The 12,699-nt window shown below is 52.4% G+C and carries 15 protein-coding genes; 11 read left to right on the forward strand and 4 right to left on the reverse strand.

Annotated elements, in window-relative coordinates; translation table 11 throughout:
* Positions 1 to 5 precede the first annotated feature (5 nt).
* Genes tsaE through tsaD form a run of 4 tightly spaced genes read left to right on the forward strand, consistent with a single transcriptional unit; the run spans position 6 to position 2,623 of the window.
* A complete protein-coding gene (gene tsaE / locus GHH_RS01360; RefSeq protein ID WP_015373794.1) occupies positions 6 to 464 on the forward strand; it encodes a tRNA (adenosine(37)-N6)-threonylcarbamoyltransferase complex ATPase subunit type 1 TsaE in 459 nt (152 codons plus the stop codon).
* A complete protein-coding gene (gene tsaB, locus GHH_RS01365) occupies positions 461 to 1,201 on the forward strand; it encodes a tRNA (adenosine(37)-N6)-threonylcarbamoyltransferase complex dimerization subunit type 1 TsaB (RefSeq protein WP_015373795.1) in 741 nt (246 codons plus the stop codon). The genes tsaE and tsaB overlap by 4 nt, the downstream gene beginning before the upstream one ends.
* The gene (rimI, locus tag GHH_RS01370; RefSeq protein WP_011229747.1) at positions 1,161 to 1,613 is read left to right on the forward strand and encodes a ribosomal protein S18-alanine N-acetyltransferase; all 453 of its coding nucleotides are present in this window, start codon (positions 1,161 to 1,163) and stop codon (positions 1,611 to 1,613) included. The genes tsaB and rimI overlap by 41 nt, the downstream gene beginning before the upstream one ends.
* Positions 1,610 to 2,623 carry a tRNA (adenosine(37)-N6)-threonylcarbamoyltransferase complex transferase subunit TsaD gene (gene tsaD / locus GHH_RS01375; RefSeq protein ID WP_013144049.1) on the forward strand — a complete coding sequence of 338 codons (1,014 nt, stop codon included), beginning with the start codon at positions 1,610 to 1,612 and terminating at the stop codon, positions 2,621 to 2,623. Before rimI ends, tsaD begins: the two co-directional genes overlap by 4 nt.
* Before the next feature lie 321 nt (positions 2,624 to 2,944).
* On the opposite strand, the gene GHH_RS01385 is transcribed toward tsaD, so the two are convergent.
* Positions 2,945 to 4,870 carry an ABC-F family ATP-binding cassette domain-containing protein gene (locus tag GHH_RS01385; RefSeq protein WP_015373796.1) on the reverse strand — a complete coding sequence of 642 codons (1,926 nt, stop codon included), beginning with the start codon at positions 4,868 to 4,870 and terminating at the stop codon, positions 2,945 to 2,947.
* A 96-nt stretch (positions 4,871 to 4,966) separates the two neighbouring features.
* On the opposite strand from GHH_RS01385, the gene moaC reads away from it, so the two are divergent.
* The 4 genes from moaC to tatC are packed head-to-tail and all read left to right on the forward strand — an operon-like array spanning position 4,967 to position 7,046.
* Positions 4,967 to 5,455 (forward strand): cyclic pyranopterin monophosphate synthase MoaC, encoded by a 489-nt coding sequence (gene moaC / locus GHH_RS01390; RefSeq protein ID WP_011229750.1) that lies wholly within the window; start codon positions 4,967 to 4,969, stop codon positions 5,453 to 5,455.
* A 15-nt stretch (positions 5,456 to 5,470) separates the two neighbouring features.
* Entirely contained in the window at positions 5,471 to 6,112 is a 642-nt protein-coding gene (locus GHH_RS01395) for a redox-sensing transcriptional repressor Rex (RefSeq protein WP_013144051.1), read from the forward strand.
* A gap of 17 nt (positions 6,113 to 6,129) precedes the next feature.
* Positions 6,130 to 6,282, forward strand: a complete 153-nt coding sequence (tatA, locus tag GHH_RS01400; RefSeq protein WP_011229752.1) for a twin-arginine translocase TatA/TatE family subunit — start codon at positions 6,130 to 6,132, stop codon at positions 6,280 to 6,282.
* 20 nt (positions 6,283 to 6,302) lie between these two features.
* A complete protein-coding gene (gene tatC, locus GHH_RS01405) occupies positions 6,303 to 7,046 on the forward strand; it encodes a twin-arginine translocase subunit TatC (protein ID WP_013144053.1) in 744 nt (247 codons plus the stop codon).
* Positions 7,047 to 7,227: 181 nt separating this feature from the next.
* Here tatC and GHH_RS01410 read toward each other — a convergent pair whose 3' ends face one another.
* Both GHH_RS01410 and GHH_RS01415 read right to left on the reverse strand, forming a co-directional pair.
* The gene (locus GHH_RS01410) at positions 7,228 to 7,407 is read right to left on the reverse strand and encodes a YdiK family protein (RefSeq protein ID WP_013144055.1); all 180 of its coding nucleotides are present in this window, start codon (positions 7,405 to 7,407) and stop codon (positions 7,228 to 7,230) included.
* The gene (locus GHH_RS01415; protein WP_015373797.1) at positions 7,404 to 8,138 is read right to left on the reverse strand and encodes a CPBP family intramembrane glutamic endopeptidase; all 735 of its coding nucleotides are present in this window, start codon (positions 8,136 to 8,138) and stop codon (positions 7,404 to 7,406) included. The genes GHH_RS01410 and GHH_RS01415 overlap by 4 nt, the downstream gene beginning before the upstream one ends.
* 355 nt (positions 8,139 to 8,493) lie before the next feature.
* Here GHH_RS01415 and groES point away from each other — a divergent pair, with 355 nt between their 5' ends.
* Positions 8,494 to 8,778 (forward strand): co-chaperone GroES, encoded by a 285-nt coding sequence (groES, locus tag GHH_RS01420; RefSeq protein WP_013144057.1) that lies wholly within the window; start codon positions 8,494 to 8,496, stop codon positions 8,776 to 8,778.
* Positions 8,779 to 8,882: 104 nt separating this feature from the next.
* Positions 8,883 to 10,499, forward strand: a complete 1,617-nt coding sequence (groL, locus tag GHH_RS01425; protein ID WP_015373798.1) for a chaperonin GroEL — start codon at positions 8,883 to 8,885, stop codon at positions 10,497 to 10,499.
* A gap of 168 nt (positions 10,500 to 10,667) precedes the next feature.
* Here the strand turns inward: groL and GHH_RS01430 are convergent, their stop codons facing one another.
* Positions 10,668 to 11,087: a hypothetical protein gene (locus GHH_RS01430; protein ID WP_015373799.1), complete on the reverse strand. Its 420-nt coding sequence runs from the start codon at positions 11,085 to 11,087 to the stop codon at positions 10,668 to 10,670.
* Between the two features lie 113 nt (positions 11,088 to 11,200).
* Between GHH_RS01430 and fumC the strand changes: the two genes are divergently transcribed.
* Entirely contained in the window at positions 11,201 to 12,571 is a 1,371-nt protein-coding gene (gene fumC / locus GHH_RS01435; RefSeq protein WP_015373800.1) for a class II fumarate hydratase, read from the forward strand.
* The last annotated feature ends 128 nt before the right edge of the window (positions 12,572 to 12,699 follow it).

Genomic DNA, 12,699 nt, shown 5'->3' on the forward strand with positions numbered 1-12,699 from the left:
ACAAAATGAAAAAAATTGAAATTTTGGTGCATTCTCCGGAAGAAACGAAGTCGGTGGCCCGCCGGCTGGCGGAACATCTTGAGCCGGGAATGGTCATCGCATTAGAAGGTGATCTCGGGGCGGGAAAGACGACGTTTACGAAAGGTCTTGCTGAAGGGCTGGGCATTACGCAAACGGTCAATAGCCCGACGTTTACGATTATTAAGCAATATGATGGTCGGCTTCCGCTTTATCATATGGATGTATACCGACTTGAAGATGAATGGGAAGATCTTGGATTTGACGAATATTTTGCTGGCGATGGCGTCACGGTTGTTGAATGGGCGCATTTGATCGCCGGCCAGTTGCCTGAGGAACGGCTGACCGTTTTCTTGTTTCATCGTGGCGGCGATGAGCGGTTGCTTCACTTTGAGCCGTCGGGGGAGCGTTATGAACAGTTGTGCAAGGAGATTTTTCCGTCATGAAAGTATTGGGAATTGATACATCGAATATGCCGCTTGGCATTGCGTTGGTAGATGGTGATGTCGTGAAAGGGGAATTCATCACCAATGTGAAAAAAGACCATTCATCCCGGGCGATGCCAGCCATTGAGTTGTTGCTTCGACGATGTGACGTTGCTCCAAAAGATCTCGATTTAATCGTTGTAGCGAAAGGGCCGGGGTCGTATACCGGGGTGCGGATCGGCGTGACGATTGCGAAAACGCTTGCCTGGTCGCTCGGTATTCCGATCGCCGGAGTGTCGAGCCTTGAGGTGCTCGCCGCCAATGGCCGTTATTTTCCTGGGGTGATCGTTCCGCTGTTTGACGCACGGCGCGGACAAATTTACACCGGGCTTTATCGCTACGAAGGCGGTGCGCTCCGCTGCCTTGAGGAGGATCGGATTGTGGCGGCGGATGAGTGGGCGCGTCGGTTGAGCGAGCGGGAAGAGGATGTATTGTTCATTGGTGCGGATGCACCGCTATATCGTGATTTGTTTCGAAGTCATTTAGGCGAACGGGTTCACGTGGCTCCGTCGTCTTTGGCGTTGCCGCGTCCGAGCGAGTTGGTGATGCTAGGCAAACAAAAAGAGCGCGAGAACGCCCATGTGTTTGTGCCGAACTACCTCCGCCTTGCCGAGGCGGAGGCGAAATGGCTCGCGAAACAAAAAGGGGAACAGAACGATGGGGATCAATGTTCAATTTCGGCCAATGACCATTCATGACATTGATGAAGTCGTGCAAGTCGAGCGGGCATCGTTTACTTCGCCTTGGAGCCGTGAATCGTTTTACAACGAGCTCATGTACAACCGCTACGCCAAATATATCGTCATGGTGTACAACGGGCGGATCATCGGGTATGGTGGGATGTGGCTTGTCATCGATGAGGCGCATGTGACGAATGTAGCCGTGTTGCCGCAGTTTCGTGGGCAAAAGCTTGGTGAAGCGCTCATGCGGCGCTTGATGGACATGGCCAGGCAGCACGGGGCGGCGACGATGACGCTTGAGGTGCGCGTGTCCAATCATGTTGCCCAGTCGCTGTACCGAAAGCTAGGGTTTCGCAACGGAGGCATTCGCAAACGGTATTATCCGGATAACTTTGAAGACGCGTTAGTCATGTGGGTGAAGCTGAGATGAATGAGGACGTATATGTATTAGGCATTGAAACGAGCTGCGATGAAACGGCGGCAGCAGTCGTGAAAAACGGAAGAGAGGTTTTATCGAATGTAGTGGCGTCGCAAATGGAAAGCCATCGGCGGTTTGGCGGCGTCGTGCCGGAAATTGCTTCCCGCCATCATGTGGAGCAAATTACGCTCGTTATTGAAGAAGCGATGCAGCAGGCCGGCGTATCGTTTGCGGGCCTTGATGCGGTGGCGGTGACGGCCGGACCGGGGCTTGTCGGAGCGCTTCTTGTCGGGGTCAACGCGGCGAAAGCGTTAGCGTTTGCCCATGGATTGCCGCTTATTGGGGTGCATCATATCGCCGGTCATATTTACGCCAATCAATTAGTGGCTGAAATGAAGTTTCCGCTGTTGGCGCTCGTCGTTTCCGGTGGTCATACGGAACTCGTGTTCATGAAGGAGCATGGGAATTTTGCGGTGATCGGTGAAACGCGCGATGACGCTGCCGGTGAGGCGTATGACAAGGTGGCGCGGGCTTTAGGCCTTCCGTACCCAGGAGGACCGCACATCGACCGGCTGGCTCATGAGGGAGAGCCAGTGATTGATTTGCCGCGAGCGTGGCTTGAGGAAGGTTCGTATGATTTCAGCTTCAGCGGCTTAAAATCGGCGGTTCTCAATGCGCTCCACAACGCGAAGCAGCGCGGCGAGGAGATCGATCCGAGACAGATGGCCGCGAGCTTTCAGGCCAGCGTCGTCGATGTGCTGGTGACGAAAACGGTGCAGGCCGCCAAAGAATACCGCGTACGGCAAGTGCTGCTCGCCGGGGGGGTGGCGGCCAACCGCGGGCTGCGGGCTGCACTGCAGGATAAAATGAAAGAGCTCCCCGATGTGGAGCTTGTCATCCCGCCGTTATCGCTATGCACCGATAATGCTGCGATGATTGCCGTTGCGGGAACAGTGTTATATCAACAAGGAAAGCGGGCTGATTTGGCGCTCAACGCCAATCCAAGCTTGCCGCTTGTCTAGGCAGTTGGCTGAAACGCGAAAGACACCGAAGGGCGATCCGTTTGCGGCAGGCAAACGGATCGTCCTTTTTGTTTTCATGTGAAAAAAGTTTGTGTATATTTTTATCCACAAATCTGTGGACAATGTGGAAAAAGCGGTAAAACATGATCAACATAAGAAAAACAATACACAGCGATTTTTGTGCAAAAGGAAGATGTTTTTTGTGGATAATGTGGAAAAGTTGGTGAATAACTTATATTCCATGGTGGAAATTGTGGATTCTTTTGTGGATAATGTGACTAACTAAAGAACAACCCGCCGAAACTAGAGGCGGGTTGTCGGTTATAGTGAAGTATAAAGCTGTTCCCATTCGGCCAATAACGTTTCGACTCGCTGCTTCCGCTCGTCGTTTTCTTGCGTCAATCGTTGCATTGTCTCATAGTCGCCGTAAACGGATGGATCACAAAGTTTTTGCTCGATCTCAGCGATTTGTGCTTCAAGCGCTGCAATCTCGGCTTCGATTTCATCCAAGCGGCGTTGGCGCTGGCGCCGTCGTTTTTTTTCCTCTTTTTCTTGCTCGTATGTCGTTTTGGCAGAATCACTTGCCGTTTCTGTCGGGCGGACGTTCAGGAGCGCCAATTCGCGCATTTCTTCTTTTTTGGCGATGTAGTAATCATAGTCGCCTAAGTATTCCGTTAGGCCTCCGCTGGAAAGTTCAAACACCTTTGTTGCGATTCGGTTGATGAAATAGCGGTCGTGGGAAACGAACAAAATCGTTCCCGGGTAGTCGATGAGCGCTTGCTCGAGCACTTCTTTGCTGTCAAGGTCGAGATGGTTTGTCGGTTCGTCCAAAAGAAGGACATTTGCTTTTTGCAGCATCAGCTTGGCGAGCGAAAGGCGTGCTTTCTCCCCGCCGCTTAAAGCGGAGACCGGTTTTAAAACGTCATCGCCGGAAAACAGGAAGTTGCCGAGCACGGTGCGAATTTCTTTTTCCGTCTTTTCGGGGTAGGCGTCCCACAGCTCGTCAAGCACCCGTTTGTTCGATGACAAATCAGCTTGGTCTTGATCGTAATAGCCGATTTGGACGTTTGCGCCGTAGCGGAGCTCTCCTGTTTGGATAGGGAGTTTTCGGGCGATCGCCTTCAGCAATGTCGACTTGCCGATGCCGTTCGGCCCGACTAGGGCGACGCTTTCGCCGCGCGTGATGCGGAAGCTGATTTGGCGGATGATGGGTGCACCGTCGTCATAGCCAACGGCTATGTCTTCAGCGGTGAGCACTTCATAGCCGCTCGGTCGATCGATCGAGAACGAAAAGGAGGCTGATTTTTCATCGCCGACAGGCCGTTCGAGCCGTTCTATTTTTTCCAGTTGCTTTCGCCGGCTTTGCGCCCGTTTGGCCGTCGAGGCACGTGCGATGTTGCGCTGGATGAAGTCTTGGAGTCGGGCGATTTCTTCTTGCTGTTTCTCGTACCGTCTTAACTCTTGTTCGTATTGCTCGGCCCGCAACTCCAAATAGCGGCTGTAGTTGCCGGCATAGTGTTTGAGCGTGGCATTCGACAGTTCGTATACGTCGGTGACGATTTTGTCTAAAAAGTAGCGGTCGTGGGAAACAACCAGGACGGCACCGGGATAGGCTTGCAAGTACTGCTCCAGCCAGGCAAGCGTCTCAAGATCCAAATGGTTCGTCGGCTCGTCCAAAATCAATAAATCCGGCTTGGACAACAGCAATTTCCCAAGGGCAAGCCGCGTCCGCTGTCCGCCGCTTAACGACGAGACCGGCGTAGTTTTATAATCATATGAGGAAAACTGCAGCCCGTGCAAAACGGAGCGGATGTCGGCTTCGTATTGGTAGCCGCCTTGTTCTTTGTATTGTTCTTGCAGCTCGTCATACATTTTCAGCGTTTTTTCATAGCGAGCGGGATCGGCGAGTACGTCCGGGTCGCCGAGTTGCATGCTGAGTTCGGCGAGCTGTTTTTCGAGTCCTAGAAGCGGGGTGAATACCTCAAGCATTTCGTCCCAAATGGAACGCGGCGAGTCGAGCCCGCTGTTTTGCGCCAAATAGCCGATTTTGATATGGTTTGGTTTGATGATTTTGCCGCTGTCGAAAGAGAGTTCACCGGCGATGATTTTCAACAATGTCGATTTTCCCGCTCCGTTGCGGCCGACAAGGGCGATTCGGTCGCGGGACTGTATTTCTAGTTTTATATTCGATAAAATAAGGTCAGCGCCGAAATATTTCGTGAGCCCGTGCACTTGCAAAATGATCATGTCCGTCACCTCGCGAATAGTTTAACGCAAGTCGCGAAAACGGTCAAAGACGAATGATGAAAAATCGTGTATAGTGTATAAATGGAGGAGATTGTATTGTCATCGTTCACTCATTTCAATGAACAAGGGCGCGCGAAAATGGTTGATATTACGCACAAAGAAGATACTGTGCGAGTGGCTGTGGCGCAAACGAGCGTGACTGTCAGCCGGGAAATTTACGAAAAAATGACGAGCAATGCGATCGAGAAAGGGGATGTGCTCGCCGTCGCTCAAGTGGCGGGGGTGATGGCGGCGAAGAAGACAGCTGACCTTATTCCAATGTGTCACCCGCTTATGTTAAAGGGTGTGGACATTGCTTTTGCTTGGGAAAACGATGGAGAAGCGCATAAGCTCGTCATCACGGCAACGGTGAAAACGAAAGGGAGCACAGGAGTGGAAATGGAAGCGCTGACGGCCGCTTCGGTCTGTGCGTTGACAGTGTACGATATGTGCAAGGCGCTTGATAAAGGAATGGTCATCGGTCCGACGTATTTGGTCGAAAAAACGGGCGGGAAGTCTGGCCATTACCGACGGAAAACCGATTAGCTAGGGGATGAGATCATGAGCAACGAACAACCGAAAATTCCGCAGGCAACCGCCAAACGGCTGCCGCTTTACTATCGGTTTTTGAAAAACTTGCACGCTTCCGGCAAGCAACGCGTCTCCTCTGCCGAGTTGAGCGAGGCGGTGAAAGTCGATCCGGCGACGATCCGCCGTGATTTCTCCTATTTTGGCGCGCTTGGCAAAAAGGGATACGGGTATAATGTCAATTATTTGTTGTCGTTTTTCCGCCGGACGCTTGAAGAGGATGAGGTGACCGAAGTCGCCTTGTTTGGCGTCGGCAATTTAGGCACCGCCTTTTTAAACTATAATTTTTCGAAAAACAACAATACGAAAATCGTGATGGCGTTTGATGTCGATGAGCGGAAAGTAGGGACGACAGTCGGCGGGGTGCCGGTCTATCATCTCGATGAGTTGGAGGAGCGGCTTCACGAAAACATCCCGGTCGCCATTTTAACCGTGCCGGCCGCCGCGGCTCAAGCGCTGACCGACCGCCTTGTCGCGCAAGGAATTAAAGGCATTTTAAACTTTACTCCGGCGCGGTTGAACGTGCCGAACCATATTCGCGTCCATCATATCGATTTAGCCATTGAGCTGCAGTCGCTCGTCTATTTTTTGAAAAACTATCCATCGCCATCGTAAAAAGGAGAGAACAACACATGAAATATTTGTTGCTCGTTGCTGCAATTTTGTTGCTGTTTGGCACGAAAAAGCTGCCGGAGTTGGGGCGGTCGTTCGGCCAGTCGCTTCGCGAGTTTAAAGACGCCACAAAAGGGCTCGCTGATGACGAAGAAACGAAAACCGACCGATGACAAGGCAGGATGGAGAAACAATGAATGACAAAGAAATGTCGGTGTATGAGCATCTGGGTGAACTGCGAAAACGGCTCATCATCGTGCTCATCTTTTTTGCTGCGGCGCTTGTCGTTAGTTTCTTTTTTGTCGATGATGTCATTTTGTATTTGCAGCGAACGGCCGAGGCGAAGCATTTGACCATGAACGCCTTCCGCCTCACCGATCCGATTAAAGTGTATTTTCAGTTTGCCTTTGTCATCGCGGCTGTGCTGTCGGCTCCGGTGCTGTTGTATCAAATTTGGGCGTTTGTCAGCCCCGGTCTGTATGAAAAAGAGCGGAAAGTGACGTTAAGCTATATCCCGGCGTCGATCGTTCTTTTTTTAGCAGGCGTCAGCTTCGCTTATTTCGTCTTGTTTCCGTTTGTCGTTCGATTTATGAGCCAGCTGGCTGACCAACTAGGGGTTCAACAAATGATCGGCATTAATGAATATTTTCAGTTTTTGCTTCAGCTCGTGCTGCCGTTTGGCATCGTGTTTCAGCTGCCGATCGTCGTGTTGTTTTTCACCCGCTTAGGGCTTATTACGCCGCAGCTTCTTGTTCGCATCCGCAAGTATGCGTATTTGGCGCTGCTTATTTTAGCGGCGGTCATTACGCCGCCGGATGTGCTGTCGCAAGTGATCGTCATGATTCCGCTCACCATTTTGTATGAAGGAAGCATTTGGGTGGCGCGCATCGGCTATCGGAAAGCGCAGCGAGCAGCCGAGGAGGAAGGCAATGAGTGAGGCGGGACGAAAAACATTGAGAGGAAAGCGAGCAAGGCCGGGCCAAACGAAGGGGCCGTCTCAAAAGCCACAAGACAGGACTTTGAGGCCGGCCTCTTGTTTTTTGTTTCCATTTTCACGATATGATCGCCGTCATGAGACTGATGTTCTGGTCCCTTCCCGTCCGAATCACGGGAAGGGGTCAGCGTTTTGAGGCGAAAAGAAGGCGAAGGGCGGTGCCGAAATCAAAGGCAGCGAGCGCCGCTAAAGCGATGGTGGAGACGTTCCAAACCGTTTCATGAGCACTTTCGATGGCCAAATACGTAAACATTGAGCCTAAGACGAAATACGGAAGCGAAAACAGCTGAGGGTTTCGCATCATAGCCAAACCCTCCAAACGGCGAGCGGCAGCTCGGACTGGCGCATCATGTTCTCAATCTCGTCGGCCAACAGCGTCTGCATGGCGACGACGAACGTATTCATGGCGACATGGGCGAAAATCGGCACGAAAATGCGTCCGGTTTTCGCGTATAAAAACGCGAATACCATCCCCATGGATGTGTACAGAAGCAAATGTTCCGGCTCCATATGGACAAGGGCAAACAAGAGCGAACTGACAAGCGCAGCAAGCCAAAAGTTGTATTTTTCATAAAGCGAGCCGAAAATGATTTTGCGGAAGATAATCTCCTCCAAAATCGGGCCGATGACGGAGGTGACGACGATAAGCAGCGGCGTCAGGCGGATGATATCGATGATTTGCCTTGTATTTTCCGACCCTGGTTTGATGCCGAGCAACCGCCATTCGATGTTGGCGGCGATGCTTTGCGCCGTGAGCGCCAAAAAGACGCCCAAGACCGCCCACATCCACGAGGAACCAAGCGGCAGCCGCCGCATCATTCGTTCGTTGCGGTCACCGCGGAGCAGCCATAGGATAATGACAAAAGCGAGCAGGAAACTAATGATCGCCCAATACCCGGAAGCCAGTTTGGCGGCTTCGAGGCGGCTTTCCGTTCCTTGGCCGACGCCGAGGGCGCGAAGAAGCGGCACGCCGACAAAGGCGGACAGCTGCATGACGATATACGTGATGATGACGTACCAGTGGTTGCGTTTCAAACCCTCTACCCCTTTTATTTCAAATTATATCCGTATTGTAGCACATGTATGGCGAAAATAGTAAGAAAACTGCATCCTCGCATCCCACCTCACCGCCGTAAAAAAATTAACCGGAGCCGTTTATCAGTCCGAGGAATGTGAAATAATGAAAATGAGCTCCGCGCGGATGGGGAGTAGAGGCAAAACAACCGGCTCCTTTTGCTCTTTCTTCTTTAGGAGAGAAAAACAGTTATTTTTTTGCATTTCCTACTTGCAAAACGGAAAGAAGTTCATTAATATTATAAGTGTGTTAGCACTCGATAGTGATGAGTGCTAATAAGAACGGCGAAAACTATCGTTAAGGAGGTCGTTTCCCGTGTTGAAGCCATTAGGCGATCGCATTGTCATTGAAGTCGTGGAAACAGAAGAAAAAACGGCTAGCGGCATTGTGCTGCCGGATACGGCGAAAGAAAAACCGCAAGAAGGCCGCGTTGTCGCTGTCGGTGCAGGCCGCGTGCTCGATAACGGCCAACGCATCGCGCCGGAAGTCGAAGTTGGCGACCGCATTATCTTCTCGAAATATGCGGGCACAGAAGTGAAATACGACGGCAAAGAATACTTAATTTTGCGCGAAAGCGATATTTTGGCTGTCATCCGCTAATATATGCGTTCATCACATAAACATTCCGAAAACATACTGGGTACTTAATCGGATACTTAACTTGTGGCACGCAGTCCAACAATTTCATAAGGAGGTAACGGGGTATGGCAAAACAAATCAAGTTCAGCGAAGAAGCGCGCCGTGCGATGTTGCGCGGGGTGGACAAACTTGCAGACGCAGTGAAAGTCACATTAGGTCCGAAAGGCCGCAACGTCGTATTGGAGAAAAAATTCGGTTCGCCGCTCATCACGAATGACGGGGTAACAATCGCGAAAGAAATCGAACTCGAAGACCCGTTTGAAAACATGGGCGCGAAATTGGTCGCTGAAGTCGCCAGCAAAACGAACGACATCGCTGGGGACGGTACAACAACCGCTACGGTATTGGCTCAAGCGATGATCCGCGAAGGCTTGAAAAACGTGGCTGCTGGTGCCAATCCGATGGGCATCCGCCGCGGGATTGAAAAAGCGGTTGCGGTTGCTGTTGAAGAATTAAAAGCCATCTCCAAACCGATCAAAGGGAAAGAGTCGATCGCCCAAGTGGCTGCGATTTCGGCTGCTGATGAAGAAGTCGGTCAATTGATCGCTGAAGCGATGGAACGCGTCGGCAACGACGGCGTCATCACGCTCGAAGAATCGAAAGGCTTCACGACAGAACTCGACGTTGTCGAAGGGATGCAATTCGACCGCGGTTACGTTTCGCCGTACATGATTACGGATACGGAAAAAATGGAAGCCGTTCTCGAAAATCCGTACATCTTGATTACGGACAAAAAAGTATCGAGCATCCAAGAGCTGTTGCCTGTTCTTGAGCAAGTCGTGCAACAAGGCCGTCCGCTCTTGATCATTGCGGAAGATGTTGAAGGCGAAGCATTGGCGACGCTTGTTGTCAACAAACTGCGCGGCACGTTCAATGCGGTAGCTGTCAAAGCGCCTGGCTTCGGTGACCGCCGCAAAGCGATGCTCGAAGACATCGCGATTTTAACGGGCGGTGAAGTCATCTCCGAAGAGCTCGGCCGCGAACTGAAATCGACAACGATCGCTTCGCTCGGCCGTGCGTCGAAAGTTGTTGTTACGAAAGAAACGACGACGATCGTCGAAGGCGCTGGCGATTCGGAGCGCATCAAAGCGCGCATCAACCAAATCCGTGCGCAGCTTGAAGAAACGACGTCCGAATTCGACCGCGAAAAACTGCAAGAACGCTTGGCGAAATTGGCTGGCGGCGTAGCGGTCATCAAAGTTGGGGCGGCAACAGAAACAGAATTGAAAGAACGCAAACTGCGCATCGAAGACGCGCTCAACTCGACTCGTGCGGCTGTTGAAGAAGGCATTGTCGCCGGCGGTGGCACGGCTCTCATGAACATCTACAACAAAGTCGCTGCCATCGAAGCGGAAGGCGATGAAGCAACCGGCGTGAAAATCGTATTGCGCGCGATCGAAGAACCGGTTCGTCAAATCGCGCAAAACGCTGGTCTGGAAGGCTCGATCATCGTTGAGCGCCTGAAAAACGAAAAACCGGGCATCGGCTTCAATGCGGCAACAGGTGAATGGGTCGACATGATCGAAGCTGGTATCGTTGACCCGACGAAAGTCACTCGTTCGGCGCTGCAAAACGCTGCATCTGTCGCCGCAATGGTCTTGACGACAGAAGCGGTCGTTGCCGACAAACCGGAAGAAAACAAAGGCAACAACAACATGCCGGATATGGGCGGCATGATGTAATCTCGCCGCAAAAGCCTTGGAGCACCGGGGGAGTTCCCCGGTGTTCTTTTTCTTTTTGACTATATATGCCTCAGCCAGGTGTTCTTACAGCCGCTGATCGGGTGAAGGGCAGCTGTTGTTTCTCCCTCATATCGCTATTCTATTGCACCTTTTCCTCCGCTGTGCTAGTTATCGCACCTCAATGAAAAACGCATAAATCGCATCCCCTTTTTTCCAAGAGGCGTGAATGGCATAAATGTATGCCCCTTTCTTTTCCGGAAGAGTAATGATTCCGTTTTGCACCGGGCGCCAGTCGGCATCTCCGCCGTTCCATACACCCGCTTCGATCGTCAACGGGCGGTCGTCAAATTGGAGGTGTAATTTTGCCCCAGGGGCAACCGGATGGGGATTCATGTTTTTCACGAGCAGCGGCGGGGCGGCAGCGTCGGCCACGACTCCGCGGCCGCCTGTTGACCATGTATATGTTCCGAGGCGGTGGTCGATTGTCTCTCCGTCGACGGCCAATCGTAAGTCAGGCGGTTGGATGTCGCCCGATTGGCAACCGGACAGCCATACAGCGATGAGGAGCCATAGCCATCTATTTTTCATGTCGTTTCCCCCTTTCTCAGTTAGACGTTTTGCCTGCTCATTTGTTTCATTGTCGATTGTGATTTTGGGTAAAATTAGAAATGGAAAGGCGATATCCAAAGGAGGAGAATGGAATGAACGTGCGGATTGAACGCGATTCGCTCGGTGAGGTGCAGGTGCCGGCTGATAAGTACTGGGGGGCGCAGACGGAGCGAAGCCGGCAAAACTTTCACATCGGCACGGAAACAATGCCGTTGGAATTGATCTATGCGTATGCCGAGCTGAAAAAAGCGGCGGCCATCGTCAACCACCGAGCCGGGAAGTTGAGCGAAGCGAAGCAGCGGGCAATTGTCGCCGCGTGCGAGGAAATTTTGGCGGGCCAATGGGATGAGCATTTCCCGCTCGTCGTCTGGCAGACGGGAAGCGGGACGCAGACGAACATGAACGTCAATGAAGTCGTGGCGAGACGGGCGAGCGAGCTGCTGGATGAGGGGGAAGGGCGCATTCACCCGAACGATGATGTGAACATGTCGCAAAGCTCGAACGACACATTCCCAACTGTGATGCATATCGCGATCTTCACGAAGATCCAAACGCACCTCCTGCCAGCGCTTGATGGCTTGATCGGGACATTCGCGACCAAAGAACGCCAATATGGGAAGACGATCAAAATCGGGCGCACCCACTTGCAAGACGCGACGCCGCTCACATTTGGGCAGGAGATTTCCGGTTGGCGGGCGATGCTTGAGAAAAGCAAGGCGATGATCATGGAGGCGAGTGAGAAGCTGCTTGATTTGGCGATCGGCGGCACGGCGGTTGGCACCGGAATCAATGCGCCGCCGGGATTTGGCGAGCAAGTGGCCGAGCAGCTAAAAACGCAGACGGGCTATCCGTTCCGTTCGTCAACCAATAAATTCCATGCGCTGACAAGCCATGATGAGATCGTGTATGTCCACGGAGCGTTGAAAGCGCTCGCCGCCGATTTGATGAAAATCGCCAACGATATCCGCTGGCTGGCGAGCGGGCCGCGCTCCGGGCTCGGGGAGATCACGATTCCAGCCAATGAACCCGGAAGCTCGATCATGCCGGGGAAAGTGAATCCAACGCAAAGCGAAGCGATGACGATGGTCGCTGTGCAAGTGTTCGGCAATGACGCCACGATCGGCTTTGCGGCGAGCCAAGGCAACTTCCAATTAAATGTGTTCAAGCCGGTCATCGCCTATAACGCCATTCAGTCCGTGCAGCTACTCGGCGATGTGATCCGCTCGTTTGATGAACGGTGCGCCCAAGGGCTGGAGGCGAACGAAGCGAAAATGAAAGAATACGTGGACCGCTCACTCATGCTCGTGACGGCGTTGAGCCCGCGTATCGGCTACGACCGGGCGGCGGAAATCGCGAAGCTCGCCCATCGCGAAGGGTTGACGCTCAAGGAAGCGGCATTGAAAACCGGGTATGTGACAGCTGAGCAGTACGAAGAATGGGTGAGGCCGGAGAAGATGATTTAGCGGCACAAAACGACGGGTAGATCAGCCGTGAGCGAATAGGCGGGCCAAAAACGCTCATCCCGATTCAAGGGATGAGCGTTTTTCCATTGAGACAGCCTCCTGCCGCCAGCTGGCTGCTTTGCACCGGG

Source organism: Geobacillus sp. GHH01 (genome assembly GCF_000336445.1).
In the GTDB taxonomy this organism is placed as follows: Bacteria; Bacillota; Bacilli; order Bacillales; family Anoxybacillaceae; genus Geobacillus; species Geobacillus zalihae.